Below are 25,936 nucleotides of genomic sequence, written 5' to 3'. Positions count from 1 at the left end.
CACATACGGTGGGCGGACCATCCGCAGAGGGGTGCGAACGGGTTCTATTGGTGCCCCTGGTCCTGGGTGAAGTCCGAGGGGCGGAAGGGAAGTTCCTCACGCGGCCACCTGGTGTCCCGCTGAAAGGCCTCGTCGTCGAAGCCCGCGAGGGTGTCGCGGAGCTGACGGAGATTGCCTTGCGTGAAGTACAGGGCGCGCAAGGTGTACTGCGACACGGCCATGGTGTGCCTGCGGTCATCGTGCGGAATCAACCCCATCTTTGCGGCGCGGCGGTGCCCCCAGACCACATCGCGGATGTCCTCGTCCACCCGTCGCAGGCGGGCGTCGACGAGGGCGAGCAGCCTCGGTAGCGGTGCTCCGCGGCCGAGGAAGACACGGAGCAGTGCGGTGTCCGGCGGACATGGCCGGCGGCCGGTCAGGAGCGGTGGGCCCAGGGGATGGATTCGAGCAGGCGCTCCAGTCGGAGTTCCCCGCCGCGTGTCTGTCCGCCGTGGTTCATCAGTACGCGGAGCCGGTGGACGACGTCGTCCGGGGAGGGGTAGACCTTGGCGTGGGCGGCTGCTTCTTCTGCCAGGTTCGGTACGGGGCCGCTGGCCTCGGCCGCGTCGAGTGCCTCCTTCGCGGCGGCGGCCACGCCCTGGGGCAGAACGGCGATGCGCCGTGCCAGCGAGTCGACGAAGGCGTCGAGGTGCTCGTCGGGTACCGCGCGGTTGATCCATCCGTAGCGCTCGGCGAGCGAGGTTTCGAACAGTTCTGCACCGAGCACGATCTCCAGCGCGCGGGCCCGCCCGACCAGCCGGTTGAGGTACTGGGTGCCGCCACCACCGGGGAAGATCCCCATCAGCGACTCCGGCTGTGACAGCCAGGTCCGGTCTGCAGCGGCGAATCGCATGTCCGCGGCCATCGCCAGCTCGACACCGCCGGCGCGGGCGTAGCCGCGCAGTTTCGCGATCGTCACCTGGGGAAGAGCACGCAGCCGCTCGTTGAGCTGCTGCAACGGGTTGAGCGACGAGTCGGAATCCGGGTCGGCCAGGGCCATGAGCGTGCTCGGGTCGAAAGACCACTCGAAGTCCGCGTGGGCGGAGAAGAACTCAGGATTGGCCGACTGGAAGACGATCACGACGATGTCGTCGTCGGAACGTACCTCGATGGCGAACGCCTTGAGGTCGCCGGCCAACGTGCCATCGAGGGTGTTGACTGGCGGGTTGTCGATCGTCACCCAGGCGACCCGGTCTTCCGCACGGACCATGAGGGACCGATAGCCGCTGTATTTCATCGATGTTCTCCATTCGGTCGGACGAGCCGGTCGAGGCCCGGTCCGTCGTCGTCGCGATGCGGGGTGGGTATCGGTGGCCGGGCACGGCACAGCGTCGGCAAGCAACTGGATCGAGTCCAGAAGCCGGGAGCCCGGTAATCGCGTGCAGGAATAGCCACACGATGTCCATCGGTTGGGCCGGATCACGCACGCGGCCGGGTCGACGGCGGGGCTGTCGCTCAGGCCGTCAGTGCGGTCTTCAACGTGGCGATGGCCTGCCCGATCGCGGCCTGGGCCGCGTGGGTATCGCGCAGGGCGTTGAGCATGACGAAGTCGTGGATGATGCCCTGGTAGCGGGTGGCGACTACCTGCACCCCGGCGCTGCGTAGCTTGTTGGCATATGCCTCACCCTGCGTCGCGCAGCACGTCGGCCTCGCCGGTGATGACCAGCGCCGGGGGCAGGCCGGCGAGTTCGTCGACACTCGCGCGCAGCGGGCTCGCGGTGATCTCCGCGCGCTGTGCATGGTCGCTGATGTACTGATCCCAGAACCACTGCATGGCGTCACGACGCAGGAAGTAGCCCTCAGCGAACTCATGGTACGAGCCGGTGTCGAAGTCGGCGTCGGTCACCGGGTAGAACAGCACTTGCTGGCAGAACTCGACATCGCCGCGTTGCTTGGCGAGCAGGGTGACTGCGGCGGACATGGCGCCGCCCACCGAGTCACCCGCGATCGCGATGCGCGTGGTGTCCAATCCGTGCTCTGCGCCATGCCGCGCCACCCATGCGGCCGCCGCGTAGTTCTGCTCGATGGCGACGGGGTATCGGGCCTCCGGCGACAGGTCGTACTCGGGGAAGACGACAGCGGCATCAGCGCCGACAGCGAGCTCACGGACCAGGCGATCGTGAGTGCCGGCGTTGCCGAACACCCAGCCGGCGCCGTGGATGTAGATGATCACTGGAAGCGTGCCGGTGGCCCCGGCAGGCTTGACGATGCGGACATCCACGGACCCGGTGGGTCCGCCGCTGACCGAGACCCACTCGTCATCGACTGCCGGCTTGGCAATGTCACCGGACTGGACCTCGTCGACCGTCTTGCGGCCCTCGACCGGGCCCAGCTCGAACAGGAACGGCGGCTTGGCGGTCGCCGCCGCGAACTCGGCGGCAGCGGGCTCGAGTACTGGCGGCGTCGGAATGTATTCAGGCATGACTGCGTCTCGTTCTGAAGTGCGAATGATCGCTGTTGTGGCCGGCGTGGCATGAGTGGTGCAGGTCAGGTCAGATCTGGTGTGGCGGTAGGCCGGGGCTGTCCGTGTCTGCCGGGTGCGGCGCTGCCGCTGTACTCGCCGACGTCGGCGACCAGTTCGGCGATATCGGGCACGTTCTCGAACCGGCGACGGTGGATGTCGGCGATCTTCCTTCCCACCTCTGGGTCCGGATCGTCGGCGATGTCGTACGACACGAACTTGTCGACCAGTGGCAACCCGACCCGGTCCATGGCCAGGTGCGCCGGGTGGTTCATGTAGTCCTCGTAACTGTCGAGGTCGGCGAGGACGGACACCGCACCGTAGTCGAACTCCCCGCCGAAATCGGGCCCGACGATGCGTGCCTCGATGGCTGGGATGGCGTTGATGTGCTCGCGCATCTGCGCGAGAGCGGCTTCCTTCTCCTCCTCCGCGACGTTGGGCTTGACTGTGAACCGAATGCAGTGATAAATCATCGAGTTTTCCTCTCAGCGGGCGTATGCACCGCCATGAACGCGGCGGCGTAGTCGCGGGCGAAATCGCTGATGTCGCGGGCCGGGTGCTCGGTGAGGTCGGCGACGGACGTGTGCACGTCGGCGGCTTCGCCCCGGGCGTAGTGGGCGTAGTCCTCGACGAGACCGGCGAGGTGCCACGGCGACAGCAGGCCGGTCAACGCGGCGGTGAATTGTTCGACGGACGAGTCCTGGAAAGTGATGTCCTGCCCGGTCGCGTGGGAGAGCGCGCGGGCGATCTGCTCGTGGGTCACGGCGCGGGGGCCGGTCAGCGTGTAGGTGCGGCCGGTGTGTCCCGTACTGGTCAGCACGACGGCAGCGGCGTCCGCGATGTCCCTGCTGTCGATGGCGCTGACGGCGCTGTCGCCGATCGGCGCGGCGAACCAGCCTTGTGCGATGGTGCCGGCGAACCCGAGCAGACCTTGCATGAAGAGGTTGGGGCGCAGCACGGTGTGGTCGAGCCCGAGCTGCTGTACGTGGGCCTCGACTTCGGCGTGCCAGCGCAGGAACCGCACCGGCGAGTCGGCGTGTGCCGCGTACTGCGAGAGCAGCACGAGCCGGTTCACGCCGGCGTCGTGGGCGATGTCGGCGAACCGGATCTGGATCGCGGCGGCGTCCTCGGCCGAAGGGCTGTTGAGGAAGGCCGCGTCGACGCCGTCCAGCGCGGTGGCGATCGATGCCGGATCCCGCAGATCGGCGACGACGGTATCGGCGCCAGGGACGGGGTGGTCGGGGTTTCGGGTCATCGCGCGGACGGTGGCGCCCCGGGCTTGCAGGGCTGACACGAGTGCGGATCCGACTGTCCCGGTTGCGCCGGTTACGAGCACGGTGGGTGGTTTCATCGTTGGTCGTCCCTTCTGTGAAACAGGTCAGCGGGTGCTTGCGGTGGTCGAGGACGTCGGCGTCACGGCGGTGGAGATGAGTGACACCACGAGGGCGATCAGAACGAGGGCGGCTTGGCCGAAGAACGCGGCCGTGAACGAGATGTCGCCGGTTTTTCCCGAGGCACCGATCGCGATCCCGGCCAGGGCGGCGAGCCCGACCGCGCCGCCCAGCTGCTGCGCAGCGTTCACCAGCCCGCTGAGCAGGCCTGCCTCACCGTCTGCACTGTCGCGCACGGCCATCGCGGTGGCGTTGACGGCGCCGAGTCCGAGACCGGTGCCGATCAGCAAGAACGCGGCGGCAAGGCTGACGGAGAAGCCCGTGGTGGTCGGATCCAACGCCAGCAACAGGAATCCGAGGAGCAGCACGGCCAGGGCGACCGGCTGCGCGCCTGTCAGCCCGATGCGCTTCGCCAGCACCGGCGACGCGACGCTGCCCACGATGATCATTCCCGCGAGCGGGAGCTGAGCTATCCCGGCTGTCAGTGGGCTCATCCCGAGTACCTCCTGCTGATACTGGGGCAGGAAGAAGAACAGGCTCACCAGCGTGCCGCCGATCACCAGCATCACCACGTTCGCCGTGACCACCGGCGTCCTGCGGAAGACACCGAGCGGGATCAGCGGGTGGGGCGAGCGCGCCTCGACGATCACGAAGGCCACCAGAGATGCGAAGCCGACTGCGAGGCCAAGGACTGTTCCGGCCGCGGTCCACCCGCCGTCGGAGGCAGAGACCATGCCCAGCGCGAGCCCGGAGATCCCGAGGGTGATCGTGATGGCGCCGAGCGCATCGAACCTGCCGGGCCGGCCAGGAACCGGCCGCACCGAGCGCCACACGATGGTCGCCCCGGCGATGCCGAACGGCACCGGGGCCACGAACACCGCCCGCCAGCCCAGCAGCTCGGTCAGCGTTCCGCCGAGAAAGACACCGATGAGACTGCCGGCACCCGCGACAGCGCCCCAGATGCCCACGGCACGGGTGCGCTCCGTGGGAGCCGTGTAGAGGGCGAGCACGAGCGAGAGCGCGGCCGGTACCACGGCCGCGGCGCCGATCCCCTGCGCGATCCGCGCGGCGATCAATGTCGTTGCGTCGCCGGCCAGCGCACACGAGCTCGTCGCCACCAAGTAGACCGTCATCCCGCTCAGGAACACCTTCCGGGCCCCGACCACGTCGGCGAGGCGACCTCCGAGCAGGAGTAGTCCGGCGAACGCCACAAGGTAGCTGTCCACGACGAGAGTGAGCTCCGCGGCCGTGAGCCCGAGGCCCGCACGGATCGTAGAGGCAGCGAGGTTCACCATCGCGGCGTCGAGAATGACCAGGAACATGGCGGTAGCCAGGCCGACCATCGCCACGCCGCGGGGTATCGGCGAGTGGGCGTTTACAGCAGTGGATGCGGAGTCGGTGCGCATCGCCTCGTCCTTCCTCATGCCACCACGATCCGGTATGCACATCCCCGTTCGCGTCGGTGACAATCACCTACTCGTCGACCACCTACCCGTCGACATGGGCGGGCTCGATGCCTCAGCGGTATCCCCCGTAAATAGGGTGCGACCATGCCCACGACATCCCGTCACCCGCTCATCGGCCGAGACAAAGAGATCACCCGACTCCTCGGGCTCGTCGGCGCGGCACAGCACAGCGACGGCGGTGTGCTCGTGCTCCGGGGAGAGCCGGGTATCGGCAAGAGCGCGCTGCTGGACCACATCGAGTACGCGAGCCGGGAGAAGTTCCAGATCATCCGCGCGTCCGGCTCGGAATTCGAGGCCGACCTACCGTTCGCAGGACTTCACCAGCTGTGCGTTCCGGCGCTGACGCACCTCGACACGCTGTCGGCTCCCTACCGTGACTCTCTCAGGGTCGCGTTCGGGCTGGCCGACGGCACGCCGGACCCGTTCCACGTCGGCCTCGCCGCGCTCGAACTGCTCGCGACGGCCGCGGCAAAACGGCCACTGCTGTGCCTCGTCGACGATGCCCACTGGTTGGACAGCGCATCGACCAGGGCACTGACGTTCCTGGCGAGGCGCATCGCGGCGGAGCCGATCGCGATCGTGTTCGCGGCCCGCGATCAAGAACCCCTCCGTGGGCTGGACGAACTGCCCAGGGTGATGGTCGGTGGCTTGAGCGACACGGATGCGCGGGCGTTGCTGACCCGTGAGCAGATCATCCCGCTCGACGAGCGGATGCGTGATCGCCTCCTCGCCGAGTCCCGCGGGAACCCACTCGCCCTGATCGAACTGCCGAAATCCGGTGTCTTCGGGCTGCCGACGCCCTCGCCGGTCCCGGGCCGGATCGAGCGCAGCTTCCAGATCCGGATGGCGGCGCTGTCGCCGGACGCACGGTTGCTGCTGATCCTCGCGAGCGCCGACCCCACCGAAGACCCGGCGTTGATCTGGGCGGCCGCGCAACGTCTGGACATCGACGTACCGGCCGCCAGTGCCGCCGCCGAAGGGTCCGGGCTCGTGGTGTTCGACGCACGCCCGCGCTTCTGCCACCCGCTGGCGCGTTCGGCCGTCTATCGCGCGGCGGAACCGACGCTGCGCCGGACAGCGCATCGAGCGCTGGCCGATACCACCGACCCGGTCGCTGCCCCGGACCGGCAGGCCTGGCACCGGGCCTGGGCCACCACCGGCCCGGACGAACAGGTTGCGGCGCAGCTGGCGTCCTCGGCATCGCGGGTGCAGGCACGCGGGGGTGTCGTTGCCGCCGCCGCATACCTCCGCCGAGCTGCGGCGCTGTCACTCGATCCCGGCAAACAGATCGAGCGCACGCTCGCCGCCGCGCGGGCGACGCTCGAGACGGGCGCGGCTGACGCGGCCGCGGACCTGCTGAGCGGCATAGATACCGGGATGCTGGATGATCCCCAGCACGCGGCCGTCGACATGCTGCGCGGGCAGATCGCATTCGTCCAAGGTGCCGACGGGGTGGTTCGAGGGCCGGAGCTCATCGTGCAGGCGGCGCGGCGTCTCGCCGCCGGCGATCCGGAACGCTCGCGTGAATACCTCGTGGCAGCGCTGGACATGGGGCTCTCCGTGGGGCGTGCCGCCGGGGTGATGGACCGGGTACTAGAGGCGGCTCGTTCGGCGCCGCCGGCAGCGCGAGGGCCGGACCTCCTCGACGCGCTGGTGCAGTTGAACGCCGACGGACACCGCACCGCTCTGCCGATGGTTCGGCAGGCCCTCACCGGTGAGGAGGCCGGCTGGACCCGGACACCGGCTCTGGCCACGGTGCTCGCGGGCGAACTGTGGGACCTGGACCTGCACGCAACGATCGTCGATTGGCTGGCGCGAACCGGACGCGATACAGGGGCACCGGTGATCATCCGACTCGGCCTGGCCCAAGCGGCGCTGCACGCGGTGCTCACTGGGCACTTCGGGCAGGCGATGGCTGCGATCGCCGAGGAGGAAGCGTTCGCCGACGCGGTCGGTGACCTGCCGCACCTGTATCCGAGAGTCCACTTGGCCGCTATGCGTGGCCGCCGTCAGGAGGTGCTCGACCTGTTCGCGGAGGGAACGAGCCGGGGTACCGGCTTGTTGACCGCGAACCTCAGCTGGGCGAAGGCGCGCTCGAAGCGGCACAACAGGCCGTGGCGAGTGGTGACCTCTTCGTCGCCGGCTTCGCGTTGCCCGAGTTGGTGGAGTCCGCCGTCCGCTGCGATGAGAACGTGCTCGCGCGGTCGGCGCTGGAGTCCCTTGTCGAGCGCACGGAAGCCGCTGGAACCGACATGGCCCTCGGTGTGGCGGCCAGCGCGCGGGCACTGGTCGAAGACGCGGAAGGCCACTACCTGGAGGCACTCGAGCACCTCACGGGTCGTTCGCTGCCGTTGCACCTCGCGCGGGCGCACCTGAGGTACGGCGAGTGGTTGCGCCGGGCCGGCCGCCGTCGCGACGCTCGGGAACACCTGCGCATCGCGTACGAACAGATGTCGGAGATCGGGTTGGAGGCATTCGCCCAACGGGCCGCGGCCGAGCTGCGGGCGACCGGCGAGGTTGCCCGCAGCCGCTCCGAGCACACATACGACCGCCTCACCATGCAGGAGATGCACATCGCACGCCAGGTCGCGACCGGTGCGACGACGAAGGAGGTGGCCAGAAGCCTGTTCCTCAGCCCGCGGACGGTGGACGCTCATCTTCGCAACATCTTCCGCAAGCTCGGTGTCACCTCACGCAGGCAGCTCAAAGCCATCCCCGACCTCGGGTGACGCGGGATCGCGGCAGTTCGCCGCCCCGACTACCATCGGCGCTGAAGTGCAGCATGGCACTCGACCGAGCCAGCCATCGAGCGCGGCGCGCCCGCGCGGCGTTCGGTGCCGTTCGATCCGGTCAGGCAGTTCGCCGGCGTTGCCGCCATGAGCGCGTTGACCTTCGCGGCGATCGAGACCGGTGCCCGCGGGTCCGGTTCGCCGAAGCCGGACCGCGGGACAACCTCAAGAGAGTCGGGATATTTCATCCTGGAATACTCACCATCCCAATCGATTTCGAGTTCGAGAATTGTTGGCCGATGTCGCCTCCGCAGGCCCGCAAAGTTTCCTGCATCAGTTCATCGCAGGATGGGTGGCGACCGGAAGCTACCGCCCGGAGTGCTGGGGAGAAGGCGCACGGCCCGTTCCATCGCCTTGGCGCTCACTGCGGACTTCTCCTCGGTGTGCGGTCGCCGACATTGTTGACGAAGATGTCCAGCAGGCCCGCCAGCCGGGCGAACCGGAATTCCAGATTGCCCGGGAAGCCCACGACATAGGGCTCCTCGGCGCGCATGCCGTCGATGAAGGTGTCGAGATGTTCGAACAACTCGTGCTCGGGCCGGGCGATGTCGGCGATGCCGTAGAAATCCATCTCGCCGGTGTGCGATGAAGTGTGCACGAAATACCACCTGTGATGGGTTGAACAACCCCGCAGGTCGTTCGAAGGGCCGGCCGGGACCGGCAGTGCTCGATGCCGCTCTCGCGGCAGCGTTTTCTCAGCAATAAGGAGCAGGCCCTGGGCGAACGGCTGCCGAACATCCACCCCGGGCTCCGGTCGTTCGCCGCCGGTGAACAAACGCATGGGACAACTCGGGTGGCGATCGATGCTGGATCGTCGACGTTTATGTCTTCTCGGGTGAGAAAGTCATTCATCGTCTCCTGTTGTTCCTTGAGCTTCCACTGCAAGGTGCTGCCAGGCGGCCCAGGTCTCGAGCCGGTCGGCGTAGACCTGGGGAACAATCTGGTTGCCGAGAGTGCCGAAGAACACTCGGAGGGGTGGGTTGCCGCTGTCGACGATCGTGAGGAGAGCCTTGCCCGCAGCGACGGGGTCGCCGTGGTCGATCGTCTTCTCGAACGCGGCAAAGGCCTCTCGGAGGGCGTCGTAGAGGTGGGTTGGCGTTGGTCTGGGCTGCGCGCGCAATCATGCCGGTGGCGTATGAGCTGGGCTCGACCAGAGTCACCTTGATGCCGAAGCCGGCGATCTCTTGGGCAAGGGATTCACTCAGCCCTTCGAGGGCCCACTTGGATGCGATGTACCCGCCGCCGAGTGGCGATGCGGTGAGGCCGCCCGTTGAGGAGATCTGGATGATGCGCCCGCTGCCCTGTTCACGTAGATGGGGCAGCGCCGCTTGTACGACCCACACCGCGCCGAACAGATTGGTCTCCAGCTGGCTCCGCAATTCCGGCTCGGTCAGCTCTTCGACTGCGCCGAACAGCCTGTAGGCCGCGTTGTTCACGATAACGTCCAGACGGCCGAAGTACTCCTTGGCACGCGATCATCGACTATCACCAGAGGTTTCCGCTCACCGCGACTTTCGGCGGCGGCACCCTGTCGTCCAGTGACGGGCAGCGGTTCCCGACCCGCGGCAAGTCGACCACCGCCCGCACGGTCCCGCATTTCTTCGCCGACCAGGGCTTGTCGACCTACACCCACGTCACTGATCAGCACACGACCTATGGAACCAAGGTGATCGTCACTACGCGCCACGAGGCGCACTACGTGCTGGACGAGATCCTGGGCAACGCCAAGGATCTGCCGATCACCGAGCACGCGACAGATACCCACGGGGTGACCCTGGTCAACTTCGCGTTGTTCGACCTGCTCGGTATGCAGCTCTCGCCCTGTATCCGGGATTTGGGCAAGATCACCCTGTACCGGCCAGGGCCTTCCGCGCCGGACTCGACCACCCCGACACGATCACCCACCTCGCCTGCCTGGATGTGCTTCCCACCATGGACATGTGGGAGGTCATGCACGGCACCAGCGCCGCCGTCGGTTTCCACCTGTGCCTGATGGCGCAACCGCCCGGCCTGCCCGAGCAGATGATCACCGCCAGCGCCGACGCATTCTTCGGCTACTTCCTCGACCAGTGGACCGACGACCCCGCTGCGATCCCCGCCGACGTGCGCGTCGCATACCTGGCCGCATGCCGCGATGCCCGTGACTGTCCTACAACAGGATTGGGGCGCCGCACTCGGCTACGAGGCCACCGCCCTGTGGTCCAGCTGGGCCACCGATCTGGACCATCGCACCGCCATTTCATGACCGAAGTAGCACCCGCCGACATTGCTACGGCACTGTGCGACCTCAGGCGGCGCTGACCGCGCCGATGGTCGGAAATGAACGGTTCGAGCAGTTCACGAAATCGGTGGCGCGGGTTGCGGACCGGATCGCCGCGATGCACCCAGCCGAGGACGTGGTGGCGTTTCTGCTCGAACGGATGCGGTGAATGACTGATCGTGACAAGCACACACGGCCTGTCCGGATCGGGCGTCGTCGACCTGGCGGTCGATCGCACATGACCGTGCCGCGTGGAATGTCCATGCGGCACAGTGCCGGGAGAGGTTCGGATGATCAGGAAACCGCCTTGACGGCATCGACGATGATCTTCGCAACCGGCTCGGGCTGGGAGACCGCAAGGGCGTGCGATGCCCCGGCGATCTCGACGGTGGCGCGGGCACCGGCGCGCTCGGCCATGAACCGCTGCGTCGCCACGGGGATGTTGTAGTCCGCCGTCGGGATGATGAACCACGACGGCAGGCTCTTCCAATTCGGTACACCCGACTTGCCGTTGAGGGCGCGGTCGTTGAGCGGACGCTGGGTCACGGCGTCGAGTGCCGCTTGCGCGTTGGGCACGTCGGCCGCGAACTGATGCTGGAACTTGCTCGGCTGGATGTAGAGGTCGGTGCTGCCGTCGGGCAGCGCGACCTTGTTCAGCGTCTCACCGAGTGTGCTGCCCGGGAACTTGCCGGAGAGTTCACCGATGGTCTCGCCCTCCTCCGGCGCGAAGGCTGCCACATAAACCAGGCCCTTCACCTTGGGATCGTTGACCTGGGAGATGACCTGGCCGCCATAGGAATGTCCGACCAGGACAACGGGTCCGTCGATCGAGGCCACCATACTGCGGACGGCATCGGCGTCGCCTTGGACGCTGCGCAGCGGGTTGCCCGCCGCGATATTGGGCAGTCCATGCTTGTTGAGCAGGTCGATCACGCCATTCCAGCTGCTGGATTCGGCGAAGGCCCCGTGCACCAGGACGACGGTCGGCTGCTTCACCGCGGGCCCGGGTTCGGCGGTCGCGCAGCCGGCGCTGGCAATGGTGGCCGTGAGGCCGAGAGCTACGGCGGCGAGTTTGATGGTCTTGGTGAAACGCATGACAGTTCCTTCTATTTCAAGAGCTCGATGGCGAAGGTCGTTGGTGAAAGCCGGCTTTACCGGGTGGCTTCGACGGCGGCGACGATGACCTCGGTGACGGCCTCGGACTGGGATGCCGGGAGCGCGTGCGAGGCGCCGGGGATTTCGACGGTGGCGCGGGCACCGGCGCGCTCGGCCATGAACCGGTGTGCCGCCACCGGGATGTTGTAGTCCGCCGCCGGGAAGACGAACCACGACGGCACGTTCCGCCAGTTCGGGGCTCCCGACTTGCCGTTGAGTGCCACATCGCTCAGCGGACGTTGGGTCACCGCGTCGAGCGCGGCCTGCGCGGCGGGCAGATCTGCGGCGAACTGCTGGTGGTACTTGTCCTGCCGGATGTAGAGGTCGGTGCTGCCGTCGGCGAGGGCTACGGGATTCAGGGTGTCGCCGAGGGTGCCACCGGGGTATTTGCCGGAGAGTTCGCCGATGGTCTCGCCCTCCTCCGGAGCGAAGGCCGCAACATATACCAGCGCCTTGACCTTCGGATCGTGGATCTGCGAGATGACTTGTCCGCCATAGGAATGTCCGACCAGGACGACGGATCCGTCGACGGAGTCGACAATGCCGCGAACGACCTCGGCGTCACCCTCGACGCTGCGCAGCGGGTTGGCGGCGGCGATCACGGTGACATCGTGGTCGCGCAGACCGTTGATGACCCCGCTCCAACTGGCGGATTCGGCGAACGCGCCGTGTACGAGGACGACAGTGGTGGTGCTCATGGAAGTGCTCCCTTGAAAGTGCTGATAAGGCTGGAAAATCAGTGCTGGATGAACGCGAGCAGGTCGGTCTCGAAGGCAGTACGGAACTCGCCGAACAGTCCGTGCGGCGCACCCGCATACACGCGGAGGGTCGAATTCTTGATCAGCTCGGCCGATTTCACGCCGGAGTCGTGCAGCGGGACGATCTGGTCGTCATCGCCGTGTGCGACGAGCACCGGCACGTCGATCCGCTTCAGATCCTCGGTGAAGTCGGTCTCGGAGAATTGGGCGATGCATTCGTAGGCGGCACGGATGCCGACCTGCATGCTCAACCGCCAGAACGCGCGGCGGGCGCCCTCCGATGTGATCGCGCCGGGTCGGTTGAAGCCGTAGAACGCTTCACTCAGATCCCAGTAGAACTGGGAGCGATCGCTCGCCACGCCGGCCCGGATTCCGTCGAAGACGTCGATCGGAGTGCCCTCGGGGTTGGCGTCTGATTCGACCATGACCGGCGGTACCGCGCCGAGCAGTACGGCCTTGACGACGCGGGAGCTGCCGTGCCGGCCGAGGTAGCGGGTGACCTCGCCGCCACCGGTGGAGTGCCCGACCAGGACGGCATCGCGCAGGTCGAGGTGTTCGAGCAGCTCACCGAGGTCGTCGGCGTAGCGGTCCATGGTGTTGCCGTCCCAGGTCTGGCTGGATCGGCCGTGGCCGCGGCGGTCGTGGGCGATGGCACGGTAGCCGTTCTCGGCGACTACGCGAGCGGTTTCGTCCCAGGCATCGGCGTTCAGCGGCCAGCCGTGGCTGAAGACGACCGGCTGTCCGGTGCCCCAATCCTTGAAGAAGATCTCGGCGCCGTCGGTGGTGGTGAAGGTGTTTGTCATGGCACCGAATTTATGGATCCAACCACCTCCCGCGAATCAGCAGAATGACTGCATCGATGACTGCACCGGCTACTCAGTCGTACTGCCCGATGATTCGGTCGGATCCCGTGGCAACGCGACGACCTCCACCATCGCGTTGTCGGACGGCGGATTCTCTGTCAGGATTCAGCAGTGGGTAGCGAGATCTCGAAGTCGGCGTTCAGCTCCAGCGACGTCCTGGCGACCACACCCGCAGGCTCCCGGGGGCTGGTCGGGCGCGAGCGATACCTGGCGATGCTGCACGATCGACTCGATCGAGCCGTCGCCGGTAACGGGTCCGCCCTGGTGCTACGTGGCGAAGCGGGCATCGGGAAATCGGCACTGTTGGCCACCGTCCGGGACGCGGCGATCGAACGGGAACTGACCGTCTTGTCGGCGGTCGGCGTCGAGAACGAAGCGGGCATGCCGTTCGCCGCCCTGCATCAGCTGTTGCATCCGCTCATGTCCGAGGTGCCGAAACTGCCTGCGCCGCAACAGCGCACACTGCGTGCGGCGTTCGGGCAGGACGAGGGGACGCCGGATTTGTACTCGCTGGCGCTGGCCGCACTGCAGTTGGTCGGCGAGTCCGCCGCGCGGCGCCCTGTCGTACTGATCGTCGATGACCTGCATTGGCTGGATACCTGTAGCGCCGACGCACTGGGCTTCCTGGCCCGCCGGATCGGCAAGGATGCGATCTTCGCCCTCACCGCCACCCGCACCGGTCAGATGGATCCTGCGAGCCGAGCCGGACTACCCGATCTCGTCGTGGACCCACTCGACGAGAACGCCGCCAACGAACTGCTCGAAGCACAAGCCCCCGCGCTGACCACCACCGTTCGGCAGCGACTGCTCGGGCAGGCGGCCGGAAACCCGTTGGCCCTGACCGAACTCCCTCGCGCACTGTGCCGGACCAGCGCCGACGGGGTGGTCGAGGAATTCCCGCTGACCACCCGCCTCGAAGCCGCGTTCGCCGCCCGTTCCGCCGAGCTGAGCGATCCGGCCAGGGTATTGCTTGTCGTACTCGCCGCGGAGGTCACCTGCGATCTGCGGCGCCTGTTGCGTGTCGCCACCGAACTGGCGGGCACTCCGGTCACCACCGCGCATCTGCAGGAAGCCCTCGATATCGATCTAGCCGAATTATCCGGTGCGGGAATGCGTTTCCGTCATCCGATGATGCGTACGGCCATCTACGCCCGCGCGCCGCTGGCGCAGCGGCTCGGCGCGCACAGCTGCCTGGCCGAGGCACTCCCCCACGTCCCCGACAAGCAGCTCTGGCATCGCGCCGCGGCGACACTCGGCGCCGACGACACCCTCGCCGTGCAGCTCGAGCAGTACGCCGAACGCTCGAGGGCCCGCGGCGCGATCATGACCGCGGTGTCGGCACTGCACCGCGCGGCGGAACTCGCCGAGAGCCCCGACCGCACGAACGCACTGTTGCTGTACGCCGCCGAACTCACCGGAGAGGTGGGCGGCCGCCGCGAAGCGCAACGCCTCGTGGACCGAGCGAACATGAGCGCATTGGGGCCGACCGAACGCGGCAGGCTCGCCAATACCCAGGAAGTCATCTCGTTCGACGGATTCGAAGACCCCGAACACCGGATCCGCGAATTGGTCGACATCGCCGCGCAGGTCCATGGTGCGGGCAATATCGACCTGGCGGCCGAGCTGCTGTGGCGGGCCGCGTCGCGCTGCTTCTTCCAGGATGCATCCGCGGGAGCGCGCAAAGCCATTGCGGCGCAACTCGATAGCCTCGGCCTGCCCGCACAGGACCCACGCGTACTCGCCATCGACGCCTATAGCGTGCCGTGGGACCGCGGCCCGGCGATCCTCGACCACCTCGCCCGGCTGACCCCCGACCGCACCGACGCCGATGCCATGCGCTTCCTCGGCAGCGCCGCCCTGTTCCTCGGCGATTTCCGCCGCGGCTCGGCGTATATGGACGCGGCCGCGACTGTCGGCCGCAACCATGGCCGGCTCGGCCTGCTCGCCGGCATCCTCGGCGCCGGGAACTGGAGCCGAATCTGGCTCGGCGAATGGGACAAGGTGCGGGCGGAAACCGAAGAAGCCCAATCCTTCGCCCAGGAGACCGGCGAGGAGTTCTATGGCGTCGCCGGTCACACCAACCTGGCGATGATCGCCGCCCTGCGCGGCGAAACCGAACCTGCGGACAACCATCTGCGCGCCATCGCCGCCAGCCCGCTGGCCACCGGCATGCGCTGCATCCAGATCGCCGCACAGCAGACCCGCGGCCTGGGCCACCTGCTCCAAGGCCGGGTCGAGGAGGCCTACACCGCACTGGAGCGTGTCTTCGACCCCGCGGACCCCACCTACCACCCGATGCGGTGCTGGTGGGTCGCCCCCGAACTCGCGGACGCCGCCGTCGCCGCCGAAAAGGCCGAGGCCGCAAGGCTTTTGCTGGCCCAGCTGCCGGATCTGGCGCAGCGGCTGCCCGCCGCGATGCTCACCGTCGTCGACGAGTACAGCCGCACGGTGCTGGCCGATGACACAGACGCGGACGCCGCCTACGCCGCGGCGATCAACGGCCATGTCGGCTCCTGGCCGCTCTACCGCGCCCGTTTGCAACTGCACCACGGCCGCCGACTGCGCCGCCAACGCCGAATGGGCGAAGCCCGCGAACCACTGCGCGCGGCCCGCGACGCCTTCGACGCACTCGGCGCGGATCCGTGGGCCGAGGCCGCACGCAACGAACTGCGTGCCGCGGGCGAAGCCAGCACCAGGCGGACCACCAGTGCCCGCGATCAGCTCACGCCGCAGGAATTGCAGATCGCCGCCCTGGCCGCAGAGGGGCTCACCAACCGCCAAATCGCCGACAAGCTCTACCTGTCGCACCGCACCGTCGGCTCGCATCTCTACCGGATCTACCCACGCCTCGGCATCACCAGCCGCGTCGAACTCGTCGGCGCATTGCAGGGGATCACCGCCGCATGAGGCCGGTGTGCCTCGATAAGTGAGCAGTTTCTGGCCTGGCAACTGAGCATTGCCTGCGCCGCGCCGAGCAGGTCGTGCTCGCCACCGCCGTCCTTCTGGTTCAGCAGGGCGCGGTCTCGACACGCCCGCAACGACCCGCAGCGGTAGTTCCGCTGCGGCCTTCCACTAAGACCCCCGGAGCACACTTGATCTGATCATGGCGTCCGAACGCAGAGCATCTAATCCAGAATGACTACGTGAAAGGATATGTACACCATGCGATTTGGCGGCTGCTTGTGCGGAAGTCTCCGGAAAAGCCGGGGTGATTCACGAGGAGGAACGCTTCGGCCTTGGCAAATCGGGTACCGATGAGCTCACCCATGTCATCGTCCGCATACGGGACCAGCCAACCGCCCTGCTCGAACCCCTCACTACGGTCCTCATCAGGCGCTCCCGGCCCTGCACCACTCCATCCAAGGTCATGAACGTCGTAACCGTCAAACGCATCCTTGTACTCCTGTCCTGTGGTCTCTGGATGACGAGGATCGACCTCGACCTCTTGGACGGACCGGAGCCCCGAAACTCATCGGTCGTGGGCAAGCCGGATCAACGAGACAGCTCGAAAAGATCCGGCACTACCTCACCAGCACCGCCCTCACCGCTCGGCCACCACGACACGCCGCTACCCGGAATAGCTCATTGTCTTGTCTCATTGAAAGCGAAGCAAGGACAACGCGCTGAACTGGGTGCCTCACAGGGAGTCATCGGGCCTCGATTTGTTCGCGCAGGATGTCTCCGTGGCCGGCGTGCCGGGCGAACTCGGCGGTCATGAACACATAGATCCAGCGAAGGCTGACCACGCCTGCCACATGTGGATGCTCGCGGGTCTCGTCCAGAGGAATCCGCGCTGCGATAGACCTGGCTCGGGCGCTGGCGCGTTCGAACTCCGCGATCACCTCAGCTACGGTCTCGTCATCGCCCACCTCGAACCCGCCGTGTGCCCACAGCGGGCCGTCGCAGTCACTGTCGGCGAGTCGCCCCAGCGTGCGCTGAAACCACATTCGCTCGGCGAACGTGGCGTGTTTGATCAGGGTAATCGGGGTTGTCTGCGAGGGTACGAGGCGTCTCCTGGCGTCGGTTTCGGACAGGCCGCGCACCGTATCGATGAGATCGGTGCGTGCCTGGTCGAGCATGTTCTCGAGCAGTTCTCGTTCGGTGGCGGGGGTGCGGACTGAGGTGGTCATGGCAGCTGGTCCCTTCTTGGCCGGTCCGGCGCACGCCAGACAGAACCGATCTGCTGGTGGTGGTTCGGAAACGGTTCGCCGGAAGGAACCGGCACCGGGATGGTCGCGTGCTTCGCGACCAGGAATCCTGATTCGGCCGCCGCTGGGTTCGCAACCCACATCAGACATAGGTGCGGCGGACCGCCTATGAATCTACCACTTGCCGCTCAGCCTCAGCTGTCGACGTCAGCGAGACAGGACACAGGAATTGCGGTAACGAGCAGGACCGTCATGTCCTCGACCATTGGGGCGATGCTGAGCCGGTAGGAGACTAGTTCGCCGTTCGTGGGGTCGCGGACGTGGAGCAGGGCATCGCTGTCGCGGCCGTAGTTCACGTCGAGACTCGAGGCCCAGAGGCGACGGAATTCAGTGTTGGGGCCGAGATGCCGTATGAGATCGCGGGCTTGTTGAGAGTTTCGGTAGAGCCCGAGGATTGCTGAGACTTTGCGCCATTTCGGGGCGGCACCATTGACGTTGGCGAAGCTGGCATACGACTGCGCGGGCGATCCGAACGCTTTCGACCTGAACACCCTCACCGGACGCCGCCTCGTGGAAGCGGTTGCGGAACTGTACGGCCAGCCCGATCCGACTCGACCCGACATGGTGCGTGCCCTGCTGGCCAAAGCCAGCATCTCAGCCGACAGACTCTCCACGACCGTGCTCGTACTTAACGTGCAGGCAACCGGGAACGGGGTTGTGGACCAACGCCTTCGACTCGGCGGAGGTCCAATGTCACTAACGCTTTACGACCTCACGGTCCATCCTCCGAACCTCCAACCCTCTCCCCTGCTAATAGTGGAAAACCCCTCGGTTCTCGAAGCCGCCATGGCAATCGGATTCAGGAACCCGCTGGCCTGCACCAGCGGGCACCTGCGAGCCGTCGATCACGCTTTCCCACAACGCGCCATTGACTGCGGAGTTCCCTTGCGCTACGCAGATGACCTCGACCGAGACGGGCTGATCATCGCCGTCGCACCGCAGGCGAGCGGCCTCGCGCCGGGTCGGAAGCCGGTTGCTGCGACGATAGCTCCGAGACCGGCCAGGATTGCGATAGCGGCGAACGCGGCGTGGAAGCCGTCGAGGCCAGTTCCGGCCACAAAGACTGTTGATACGGCGGCGACGCTTGCCGCGCCACCGATCTCGCGCATCGTCTCAAGCAAGCCCGATGCTAGTCCAGATTCCGATTCGGTGACACCGGACAGCGCGGCGATCTGGAGCGAGGGCCCGCAGACCCCAAATCCTAGTCCAGCGACCAAGAACGCCGGAAGCAGGTCGGTGAGGTAGACGGCGTCGACGGGGACCCGAATAAGCCACAGCACTCCGACGACCTCTAGCGTCAGGCCGGTTACCAGCAGGCGCCGGACGCCCACGGCGGCTGCGAGACGGCCGACGGCCCACGCGACCCCGAACCCGGTCGTTGTCGTAGCCAGCCACGCCAGGCCTGTTCGCGCTGCTGAGTAGCCGAGTTTCTGCTGCATCAGCAGCGATCCGATGAAGATGAACGAGAAGAACGCGCCGAATGCGAGCAGCGCGGTGAGGTTCGCCGCGACGAGCGTGCGGTTCCTCAGCGCCCTGGCCGGTACGAGCGGGGCTGGTGAACGCTTCTCCGACCACACGAACACGGTCATCAGCACGCCGGCCGCGATGAACCACGCCAGCGTGCCGGCGGAGGTCCATCCGTGGGTGGAGGCATGGTGGAGTGCGTAGACGACCGTCAGCAGTCCGCCGGTCACCGTGCTGGCCGCTGCGACATCGAGCCGCCCGGAACGGCCACGGGGCTCATCGGCCGCAAGGCAGGTGATGGCGAGTGCGATGAGCGCGAGGCCAGCGGGAACGTTGATGAAGAACGCCCACCGCCAGCCCGGACCAGCGGCAATGAGACCACTAGCGACAACGCCCACCGTTCCGGCTACTCCGCCGACGGCTCCGACGATGCCGAGAGCCCGATTGCGTTCCCGCCCTTCACGGAAGGTGACAGCCAGCAGCGATAAGACTGCCGGTGCGATGAGCGCACCGCCCAACCCCTGGAGCCCACGCGCCGCGATCAGCACGCCGCTGTGCTGCGCCACGCCCGCCACCAGTGACGCGGCGGTGAACAAGCCGAGGCCGGCGAGCAAGACGCGACTTTGTCCTAGCAGGTCGGTCATCCGGCCACCGACGAGGAGGAATCCGCCGAGCAGGAGACCATAGGCGACGACAACCCACTGCAAACCGCCTTGACTGATTGCGAGGTCTCGCTGGATCGAGGGCAGGGCCACGTTTACGATGGCGATGTCGAGGCCCACCATCGCCATGGCGGCGCACGCCAGTACCAGCACGAGCCCTTGGCGAGGGCCCGGCTTCTGCCGGCGCGTGGAGGTCACCCTACTAGCGGCGGTTTCCCCGGGGCTGTGCGTGTCAGACATGGGTTCGGTGTCCTTTCAGCTCGCGGCGTTTCACCGGCGGTAGCTCGCAATGGGCTGGCCGGCGCCGGTGGTGAGCAGCTGCGGCAGGCTCGTGGTGATGAAGAAGGTCCAGGCGCGCGAGCACGCTTCGAAGCAGGCGGATTCCGCCGCGGTGAGGCCTTCGTGCGTGAAATGCAGCGTCGTGCCCTGCGCGGTGGTGGTGATGTCGAAGGTGACGTCGGTGTCGGTCCACTCGTCACGGTCGTCGATGAAGTCGGAGTCCACGACGTGCCAGACCACCCGTCGGCCGGGCACGAACTCGGTGATCTGGAACCGGGCGAAACGAAGGCCCTTCTTGGCTCGGACGGTCTCACCGGCGTATTCGCTGTCGTCGGTGAAGACGAACTCGTCGTGCAGGGCGGCAGAGTGGCCGATGAGGTTCTCGCTCCACCAGCCGCGGACGTTGGTAATGGCCTCGAAGACCTGTTCCGGCGTCCGGTCGACGGTCATGGTGGCGGTCAGGTACTCGGTGTCCGACATCGTCGTTGCCTCTCTCTCGGGTGGTTTCGCCCCACCGACGAAGGAGGCCGCCCAGGATCGACATCGACCGGAAAAAAACTTCGAAAAATTCGGCTGTGATGGCCTTTGTACTGGTCAGAGCTCGGAAAGACGATCCGTCAGATAGCGACGTTCAGCGTCGGTCGGCGCCAGTTTCAGCGCCTCCTCATAGGACGTCGCGGCCGCGGCGAGGCGGCCGTCCCGGCGGAGAAGATCGGCCCGTGTCGCGGGCAGCAGGTAGTAGCCATCGAGCTCGCCGGACTCGGTGAGCTCGTCGACGAGGGCGAGTCCGGCGGGGATGCCGTCGGCCATCGCGATCGCCACGGCGCGATTGAGGGCCACCACGGGAGATGGCGCCAACCGCATGAGCTCCGCATAGAGGGCCGCGATCTGCGGCCAGTCGGTAGCTGCGGCGTCGGGCGCAGTGGCGTGACAGGCGGCAATCGCGGCCTGCACCTGATACGGCCCGGAGCGTCGCACGGCCAACACTTCGTCGAGCGTCGTAAGGCCTTCGGCGATCAGCGCGCGATCCCACCGGGATCGGTCCTGGTTTTCCAACGTGACCAGCACGCCGTCGTCGGTGCGATTCGCGCGGCGGGCCTCGAGCAGAAGCATCAACGCCAACAGGCCGCGCGCCTCAGGCTCGGCCGGCATCAGACCGACCAGCGTCCGGGCGAGGTGGATCCCCTCAGCGGCCAGTGCCCCGCGCCCGTCTTCTTCGTCGTAGCCCTCGTTGAAGATCAGGTACAGCACCGCGAGGACAGCTGTCAGCCGGGGCGACAGGAGCTCCGCCGGTGGAACCCGGTACGGTATCCCGGCCTCGACGATCTTGCGCTTGGCCCGTACCAGGCGTTGCGCCATCGTCGATTCGGTGGTCAGGAACGCCCTGGCGATCTCACCCGTGCTCAGCCCCGCCAGCGTCCGTAGCGTCAGGGCGACCCGGGACGGGAACGGCAGCGCGGGATGGCAGCACGTGAAGATCAGCCGCAGCCGCTCGTCCGGAATCTCCGCGCGGTCCTCCCCCTCGATCGGATTCCGCTCCAGCACAGCAAGCTGCCGCAACTTCGCCGCCCCCGTTGCGTCCCGCCGCAGCCGATCAGTCACCCGGTGACGTGCCGTCGTCGTCAGCCACGCACCCGGACGATCCGGAACGCCATCGCGCGCCCATGTCGCCAACGCGGCGGCGAACGCGTCCTGCGCGCAGTCCTCCGCCAGATCCCAGTTCCCGGTCAGCCCGATCAGCGTGGCGACCACTTGGCTCCATTCCTCCCGATACGCCGCATCGACCGCGGCACGAACCGCCTCCGTCGCGGTCATTCCCAGACGGGGCGGACCTCGACACAACCCCGGCTCGCGTAGGGGTGCCGTGCCGCGATCGCGAGCGCCTCGTCCAGATCGACGCACTCGATGATGTCGATACCGCCGATGAAGTCCTTCGTCTCCGCGAACGGACCATCGGACACCAGCGTCTCCCCATCACGGACACGGACCGTCGTCGCATCCGCCACCGGACGCAACCGCGCACCACCGAGAATGGCTCCCCGCCGATCCACCTCCGCCCCATACGCCTGATACGCCGGATCCGCCGCGACCTCCGCCGGGCTCGGCACAGACGTCTCGTCGTCACAGATCAGCAAGACATACCTCATGAGGCCACTATGCCCGATCACCCGGCCATCCCACCCCAGCCGACAATCGGCCATCCCTACCGGGTGATCCCAATGCTCGCGGTGAGACCATGGGAGACGGCCAGGGCGGTGTCGGCGGCGCACCCGTTCAGCGGCCGTTCGAAGTTCGAAGCGGATGACATCGGGTGCGGCGGCTGATAGGCCCGCGCCGGTTGACCTGCCTATACCTTCACCGACGCAGTAGTTCATCAGGCGACGCAATAATTACCTCCCCTGAAAGCCAGACCCATTCGAGAACTGATCGACATCGCGGATCCAGCCTGGCCGATCTCGAGCAAGATGATCACAGCAGCAGTGAATTGAGCCGGCATTCCGGGACGCACAGCGGCTCCGGCAGGCTTCCGGTGCCGATGTCGCCGTGGGTCGATGAATGCCCACAACGAGCGGAAACCTAAGCTGTCAACGTAAACTTGACGGAGATGCTTGACACTCGGATTCCTTGAATCGTAGGGAGATTCGGGTGAGTGAGCCTGCCATGGACCGCGAAGTGCGTCGGCGCTTGGCGGTCCTTCGTCATGTCGAGGAGGTCACCGGCAACGTCGCGATGACCTGCCGGTACTTCGGCATCAGCCGACCCACGTACTACACGTGGCTGCGGCGATACGAGACCGAGGGCGTCGACGGGCTGCGCGAGCGGTCACGGCGCCCGCGGACCGGGCCGGCCGCGACCCGCGCCGAGGTCGTCGAGAAGATCATCCACCTGCGGCAGCGCTACCGCTTCGGGCCGGACAATATCCGCATGTACCTCGAGCGCTACTACGACATCCAGATCAGCAAATCCGGGGTCTGGCGCATCCTCAAACGACTCGGCATGGTCCGGCTACCGGCCTCCCAGCGCTACAAGCGGCACGATCGCCGCTGGAAGCGGTACGAGAAGCAACGGCCCGGCCACCACGTTGCAGATCGACGTCAATTTCGTCGAACCCCTGCCCGGCGAGCCTGGCACCCCGGCGGTGAAACTGGTTGGCAGGTGCGGGAAGTTTTACCAGTTCACCGCGATCGATGACTGCACGCGGCTGCGGATCTTGAAGATCTATCCGCGCAACAACCAGAAGACCGCGATCCTGTTCCTGGACTACGTGCGTTCGCAGCTGCCGTTCGCGGTCGAGACGATTCGGACCGATAACGGAGCGGAGTTCCAGTCCGCGTTCCACTGGCACGTGCTGGACAAGGGCGTCAACCATGTCTACATCAAGCCCCGAACGCCCCGGATGAACGGGAAGGTGGAGCGCTCGCACCGGATCGATGCCGAGGAGTTCTGGCGATACCGGTGTCCCCGCGGCCGGAGTTGTCCGCCGGCGACGACACGGTCGGCCCCGCCGGGGGTGCGGTGGATTCCGGAATGGGTTTCGGCTCCACTCGGGATACCGGATCGCCGACAACATCGAAGTTGCCGGTAGCAAAGTTCAGGCCCTCCACTTGGTCGGTGAAGTCCTTGGAATGCTGCTGGATCCGGTCAGCGTGGGCGTCGAGCACCTGGGCGTAGCGTCGAACCTCGTCGGGTTCTACGTGCAACACCTCCGAGGAACTGTTGTTCGGCGGGTCGCCCAATGTGTCGCTTACGGAGGAAAACCGCCAATCCGCCGCTGGCGGCTGCGGCGGCCAGCGCTGCCGTGTAACTCACCGCCAGCGCCGCAAGTTCGGTCAGGAACCAACGGAATCAGCGCCGCCGGGTGAGTCGCGTGTTCGACCCTCGCTACTTCGGTGACAGCTGACTCGCCCGCTCGCTTCCCGGCCCAACTTCCGGTTTCCCGGACAACCTAGACCCGCCGAGCGGACCTACACTCGGCCCCACGGGAAGTATCGAATAGCCGGCAAATCACACGCATCAGCAGATTCATAGGCATCTGTCCCTTGCCAAGGTCATCGTGAATGGTTCTGGCACGACGTTCTCAGTGCGCGGTTCCTACCGGTCATGTTCTCCGCGTATCGTTTACAGACGATTCGCAAGCTGGCATCCTCTTGGCCATGCCTCGACAGTTTCAGGTTGTCATCGACTGCCACGATCCGGATCGGATGGCCGCCTTCTGGTCTGCGGCCCTGGACTACCAGGTCGACCCAGCCCCGACCGGCTATGACGACTGGATGGACTACCAAGTCCGTCTGGGGTTCCCGGAAAACGAGCGGGTTCACTTCGCTGCGGTGCACAACCCGCAGGGGCCGGAGCGGCTGTGTTTCCTCGCTGTGCCGGAATCGAAAACCGTCAAAAACCGGCTCCACCTGGACATTCAGGCGACCCTTCCGGATGACTCGCTGACACGCAAGATCGAACGGGTTGACGCGCTGGTGACCGAACTCCACGTCCTCGGCGCTACCTCGCTACGGACCGGTCGCGAACGCGATCAGTATTTCGTGACCGTAGCCGACATCGAGGGCAACGAATTCTGCGTGCACTGACCCCTATCAGCAGACGATAACGAGCATCACGGCCAGTCAGGTCAGGTCCGAACAGGGCTTCAGCGCAACAGTTTTCGGGCTGCGCCGCGCCGATACTCGCTTGAACAGCAACTGTTCCTTCTCGCCGCGAGTCGCACGACTGTGCGATGACGGCGGTGATCCCCTTCCGTCAACGATGAAACCTCGTCTCCAGCCACAGGATCCCACGACAATAATGCAGAATCTGCCATGAGATCAACGTCGCCGATAACGTGCTGCAGGGAAAGCTTGTCGAGCAGGATCAGCTGCCCGTCGCGGACATCTCGGGACCAGACACCGTATTCGAGGGCACCGAGAACCAGGTCGGTATCGCAGCGATCGGAAGTCTTCCAGCCGACAATCCTGTTGGAGAACGCATCTCGCACCGCGGCCAGCCAGAGGTTGGTAGCCGCGAAACCGATAAGGGAAACGACCAGCATGATCTTGCGGTTGGCGGTCTGGGTCGCCACCGTTGCGGGTATTGCCGCAAGGATTGTGCCAACCGCGTAGGCCGAAACGATCTGCCCCGCCGTCGAACTTGCAACTCCGAAGTCTGTCTAGATCTGCGACAGTAGTCCTACCGGCAGGGCCTCTTTTGAGGACGATGAATGCCGTTGCGGCCATGGCACGTAGCACACTGATCGGGAGTCGACTTCTCTCGCTGATATCCATTGTGGTCTCGGATGGAAGCGGATCGTGATTTTGCCTCAAGAGCTGCACCCTCTCAACTTATGGATCGTTCACACCGTAAGTCCTCCAAGCTAGAATGTTCCGGTCTACGAGACGTGGATCACTCGATCTCTAAATGTGGCGAGAGGAGTTGGGATGGCCAGGACAGGCCGACCCCGAACCTTCGATATCGATGAGGCAATCGATGCGGCCTTGGGGCTGTTCTGGAGTCAGGGATACGAAGCGACGTCACTCGCCCAGTTGCGCGAGGCGACGGGACTGTCCTCGGCAAGCTTCTATGCAGCCTTCTCCTCGAAGTACGGGATCTTCGAACAGGTCGTCGACCGCTATGTGCGTGACTACGGCAAGGTCATGGCCGGCTTCATTGACGACAGCCGTTCCCCAAGAGAGGCACTGGAATCCACTCTGCGGGCGTCACTGGCGATGCAGACCGATCCGTCGCATACGTCGGGCTGCTTGGTGGCCCTGTGCGGGACGCTGGATCCTCCTGGAGAGGAGTTCCCACGTGGGGTTGTCGCGTCCCGACGAGCGGTTGATCGCGAACGGATCATCGCGTGCGTCCGCCGCGGCGTCGAGAATGGAGAACTCGCACCAGAAACGGATGCGGTCTCAACGGCATCCGCGCTTCACGCGTTTCTTTTGGGCCTGTCGACGCAGATCCGAGATGGGGTATCAGTCGACGCACTCGAAGGATCGATCGATCAGATCCTGGCAGTCTGGGACAGCCATGCCCTAAACACATCGGCTGGCGGCCGAAATGAGGGCAGCTCGTGAAGCTCTGGTGACTAGCGAGGTGTCCGAAAGATCACTACCCCCAGCCATTTCCGCCAAGATTTTACGCTCGTGGCCC

26 protein-coding genes and 4 pseudogenes are annotated in these 25,936 nt (G+C 66.2%); 11 read left to right on the top strand and 19 right to left on the bottom strand.

The annotated features are described in order from the left end of the window. Positions 1-44 precede the first annotated feature (44 nt). From LKE06_RS18680 to LKE06_RS18655, 6 genes and pseudogenes are all read right to left on the bottom strand, one after another. Positions 45-308, bottom strand: a complete 264-nt coding sequence (locus LKE06_RS18680; protein WP_228000520.1) for a hypothetical protein — start codon at positions 306-308, stop codon at positions 45-47. A gap of 107 nt (positions 309-415) precedes the next feature. After that, positions 416-1,276 carry an enoyl-CoA hydratase/isomerase family protein gene (locus tag LKE06_RS18675; RefSeq protein WP_228000519.1) on the bottom strand — a complete coding sequence of 287 codons (861 nt, stop codon included), beginning with the start codon at positions 1,274-1,276 and terminating at the stop codon, positions 416-418. A gap of 218 nt (positions 1,277-1,494) precedes the next feature. Then, positions 1,495-2,461: pseudogene (locus LKE06_RS18670) on the bottom strand (alpha/beta hydrolase). Positions 2,462-2,526: 65 nt separating this feature from the next. Then, complete coding sequence (locus LKE06_RS18665; RefSeq protein WP_228000518.1) at positions 2,527-2,973, bottom strand: Dabb family protein; 447 nt, start codon at positions 2,971-2,973, stop codon at positions 2,527-2,529. Continuing rightward, a complete protein-coding gene (locus LKE06_RS18660) occupies positions 2,970-3,851 on the bottom strand; it encodes an SDR family oxidoreductase (RefSeq protein WP_228000517.1) in 882 nt (293 codons plus the stop codon). The genes LKE06_RS18665 and LKE06_RS18660 overlap by 4 nt, the downstream gene beginning before the upstream one ends. Before the next feature lie 27 nt (positions 3,852-3,878). Beyond that, on the bottom strand, positions 3,879-5,315 hold the full coding sequence (locus tag LKE06_RS18655; RefSeq protein ID WP_228000516.1) for an MFS transporter: 1,437 nt from the start codon (positions 5,313-5,315) through the stop codon (positions 3,879-3,881). Positions 5,316-5,441: 126 nt separating this feature from the next. Here LKE06_RS18655 and LKE06_RS18650 point away from each other — a divergent pair, with 126 nt between their 5' ends. Both LKE06_RS18650 and LKE06_RS18645 read left to right on the top strand, forming a co-directional pair. Then, positions 5,442-7,733 (top strand): ATP-binding protein, encoded by a 2,292-nt coding sequence (locus tag LKE06_RS18650; RefSeq protein ID WP_228000515.1) that lies wholly within the window; start codon positions 5,442-5,444, stop codon positions 7,731-7,733. A gap of 74 nt (positions 7,734-7,807) precedes the next feature. Beyond that, positions 7,808-8,086, top strand: coding sequence for a helix-turn-helix domain-containing protein (locus LKE06_RS18645; RefSeq protein WP_228000514.1), 279 nt, complete (start codon positions 7,808-7,810; stop codon positions 8,084-8,086). 421 nt (positions 8,087-8,507) lie between these two features. Here the strand turns inward: LKE06_RS18645 and LKE06_RS18640 are convergent, their stop codons facing one another. From LKE06_RS18640 to LKE06_RS33260, 3 genes and pseudogenes are all read right to left on the bottom strand, one after another. Beyond that, the gene (locus LKE06_RS18640; RefSeq protein ID WP_228000513.1) at positions 8,508-8,744 is read right to left on the bottom strand and encodes a hypothetical protein; all 237 of its coding nucleotides are present in this window, start codon (positions 8,742-8,744) and stop codon (positions 8,508-8,510) included. A 246-nt stretch (positions 8,745-8,990) separates the two neighbouring features. Continuing rightward, complete coding sequence (locus LKE06_RS18635) at positions 8,991-9,266, bottom strand: SDR family oxidoreductase (RefSeq protein WP_228000512.1); 276 nt, start codon at positions 9,264-9,266, stop codon at positions 8,991-8,993. Between the two features lie 43 nt (positions 9,267-9,309). Then, positions 9,310-9,582 (bottom strand): annotated as a pseudogene (locus LKE06_RS33260) (SDR family NAD(P)-dependent oxidoreductase); the annotation flags it as partial. Between the two features lie 38 nt (positions 9,583-9,620). Between LKE06_RS33260 and LKE06_RS18625 the strand changes: the two are divergent. Continuing rightward, positions 9,621-10,019: pseudogene (locus tag LKE06_RS18625) on the top strand (Tn3 family transposase); the annotation flags it as partial. A 59-nt stretch (positions 10,020-10,078) separates the two neighbouring features. Next, positions 10,079-10,447 carry a hypothetical protein gene (locus tag LKE06_RS18620; protein WP_228000511.1) on the top strand — a complete coding sequence of 123 codons (369 nt, stop codon included), beginning with the start codon at positions 10,079-10,081 and terminating at the stop codon, positions 10,445-10,447. A gap of 253 nt (positions 10,448-10,700) precedes the next feature. Here the strand turns inward: LKE06_RS18620 and LKE06_RS18615 are convergent, their stop codons facing one another. Genes LKE06_RS18615 through LKE06_RS18605 form a run of 3 tightly spaced genes read right to left on the bottom strand, consistent with a single transcriptional unit; the run spans position 10,701 to position 13,122 of the window. Continuing rightward, on the bottom strand, positions 10,701-11,501 hold the full coding sequence (locus LKE06_RS18615; RefSeq protein WP_228000510.1) for an alpha/beta fold hydrolase: 801 nt from the start codon (positions 11,499-11,501) through the stop codon (positions 10,701-10,703). A 56-nt stretch (positions 11,502-11,557) separates the two neighbouring features. Further along, positions 11,558-12,259, bottom strand: coding sequence for an alpha/beta fold hydrolase (locus LKE06_RS18610; protein WP_228000509.1), 702 nt, complete (start codon positions 12,257-12,259; stop codon positions 11,558-11,560). A gap of 38 nt (positions 12,260-12,297) precedes the next feature. Further along, complete coding sequence (locus LKE06_RS18605) at positions 12,298-13,122, bottom strand: alpha/beta fold hydrolase (RefSeq protein WP_228000508.1); 825 nt, start codon at positions 13,120-13,122, stop codon at positions 12,298-12,300. 171 nt (positions 13,123-13,293) lie between these two features. Here LKE06_RS18605 and LKE06_RS18600 point away from each other — a divergent pair, with 171 nt between their 5' ends. Then, the gene (locus LKE06_RS18600; RefSeq protein WP_228000507.1) at positions 13,294-16,089 is read left to right on the top strand and encodes an ATP-binding protein; all 2,796 of its coding nucleotides are present in this window, start codon (positions 13,294-13,296) and stop codon (positions 16,087-16,089) included. A 740-nt stretch (positions 16,090-16,829) separates the two neighbouring features. On the opposite strand, the gene LKE06_RS18595 is transcribed toward LKE06_RS18600, so the two are convergent. Both LKE06_RS18595 and LKE06_RS18590 read right to left on the bottom strand, forming a co-directional pair. Continuing rightward, positions 16,830-17,312, bottom strand: coding sequence for a DinB family protein (locus LKE06_RS18595; protein WP_228000506.1), 483 nt, complete (start codon positions 17,310-17,312; stop codon positions 16,830-16,832). A 212-nt stretch (positions 17,313-17,524) separates the two neighbouring features. Continuing rightward, a complete protein-coding gene (locus LKE06_RS18590; RefSeq protein ID WP_228000505.1) occupies positions 17,525-17,887 on the bottom strand; it encodes a hypothetical protein in 363 nt (120 codons plus the stop codon). Here LKE06_RS18590 and LKE06_RS33255 point away from each other — a divergent pair. Further along, positions 17,796-18,263, top strand: a pseudogene (locus tag LKE06_RS33255) (TIGR02679 domain-containing protein); the annotation flags it as partial. The gene LKE06_RS18590 and the pseudogene LKE06_RS33255 overlap by 92 nt on opposite strands. A 17-nt stretch (positions 18,264-18,280) precedes the next feature. Here the strand turns inward: LKE06_RS33255 and LKE06_RS18580 are convergent. The 4 genes from LKE06_RS18580 to LKE06_RS18565 form a co-directional block, all read right to left on the bottom strand. Then, positions 18,281-19,756, bottom strand: a complete 1,476-nt coding sequence (locus LKE06_RS18580; protein WP_228000504.1) for an MFS transporter — start codon at positions 19,754-19,756, stop codon at positions 18,281-18,283. Positions 19,757-19,786: 30 nt separating this feature from the next. Then, complete coding sequence (locus LKE06_RS18575) at positions 19,787-20,275, bottom strand: SRPBCC family protein (protein ID WP_228000503.1); 489 nt, start codon at positions 20,273-20,275, stop codon at positions 19,787-19,789. A gap of 114 nt (positions 20,276-20,389) precedes the next feature. Then, positions 20,390-21,610 (bottom strand): RNA polymerase sigma factor, encoded by a 1,221-nt coding sequence (locus tag LKE06_RS18570; RefSeq protein ID WP_228000502.1) that lies wholly within the window; start codon positions 21,608-21,610, stop codon positions 20,390-20,392. After that, positions 21,607-21,942 carry a YciI family protein gene (locus LKE06_RS18565; RefSeq protein ID WP_228000501.1) on the bottom strand — a complete coding sequence of 112 codons (336 nt, stop codon included), beginning with the start codon at positions 21,940-21,942 and terminating at the stop codon, positions 21,607-21,609. The genes LKE06_RS18570 and LKE06_RS18565 overlap by 4 nt, the downstream gene beginning before the upstream one ends. Before the next feature lie 9 nt (positions 21,943-21,951). Between LKE06_RS18565 and LKE06_RS18560 the strand changes: the two genes are divergently transcribed. The 4 genes from LKE06_RS18560 to LKE06_RS18545 all read left to right on the top strand — a co-directional run bounded on the left by LKE06_RS18560 (position 21,952) and on the right by LKE06_RS18545 (position 24,378). Continuing rightward, on the top strand, positions 21,952-22,119 hold the full coding sequence (locus tag LKE06_RS18560) for a hypothetical protein (RefSeq protein ID WP_228000500.1): 168 nt from the start codon (positions 21,952-21,954) through the stop codon (positions 22,117-22,119). 322 nt (positions 22,120-22,441) lie between these two features. Next, positions 22,442-22,987 carry a helix-turn-helix domain-containing protein gene (locus LKE06_RS18555; RefSeq protein WP_228000499.1) on the top strand — a complete coding sequence of 182 codons (546 nt, stop codon included), beginning with the start codon at positions 22,442-22,444 and terminating at the stop codon, positions 22,985-22,987. 19 nt (positions 22,988-23,006) lie between these two features. Further along, positions 23,007-23,381, top strand: coding sequence for a hypothetical protein (locus LKE06_RS18550; RefSeq protein ID WP_372477383.1), 375 nt, complete (start codon positions 23,007-23,009; stop codon positions 23,379-23,381). A 568-nt stretch (positions 23,382-23,949) separates the two neighbouring features. Further along, positions 23,950-24,378 (top strand): VOC family protein, encoded by a 429-nt coding sequence (locus LKE06_RS18545; protein ID WP_228000497.1) that lies wholly within the window; start codon positions 23,950-23,952, stop codon positions 24,376-24,378. Positions 24,379-24,437: 59 nt separating this feature from the next. On the opposite strand, the gene LKE06_RS18540 is transcribed toward LKE06_RS18545, so the two are convergent. Then, positions 24,438-24,866, bottom strand: a complete 429-nt coding sequence (locus LKE06_RS18540; RefSeq protein WP_228000496.1) for a hypothetical protein — start codon at positions 24,864-24,866, stop codon at positions 24,438-24,440. Positions 24,867-25,221: 355 nt separating this feature from the next. On the opposite strand from LKE06_RS18540, the gene LKE06_RS18535 reads away from it, so the two are divergent. Beyond that, on the top strand, positions 25,222-25,860 hold the full coding sequence (locus LKE06_RS18535) for a TetR/AcrR family transcriptional regulator (RefSeq protein ID WP_228000495.1): 639 nt from the start codon (positions 25,222-25,224) through the stop codon (positions 25,858-25,860). The last annotated feature ends 76 nt before the right edge of the window (positions 25,861-25,936 follow it).

Origin of the sequence: Nocardia australiensis (assembly GCF_020733705.1) — a bacterium.
Lineage (GTDB): Bacteria > Actinomycetota > Actinomycetes > Mycobacteriales > Mycobacteriaceae > Nocardia > Nocardia australiensis.
Note: the sequence above shows the minus strand (reverse complement) of the source record. Positions and strands in the feature narration are given on the sequence as shown.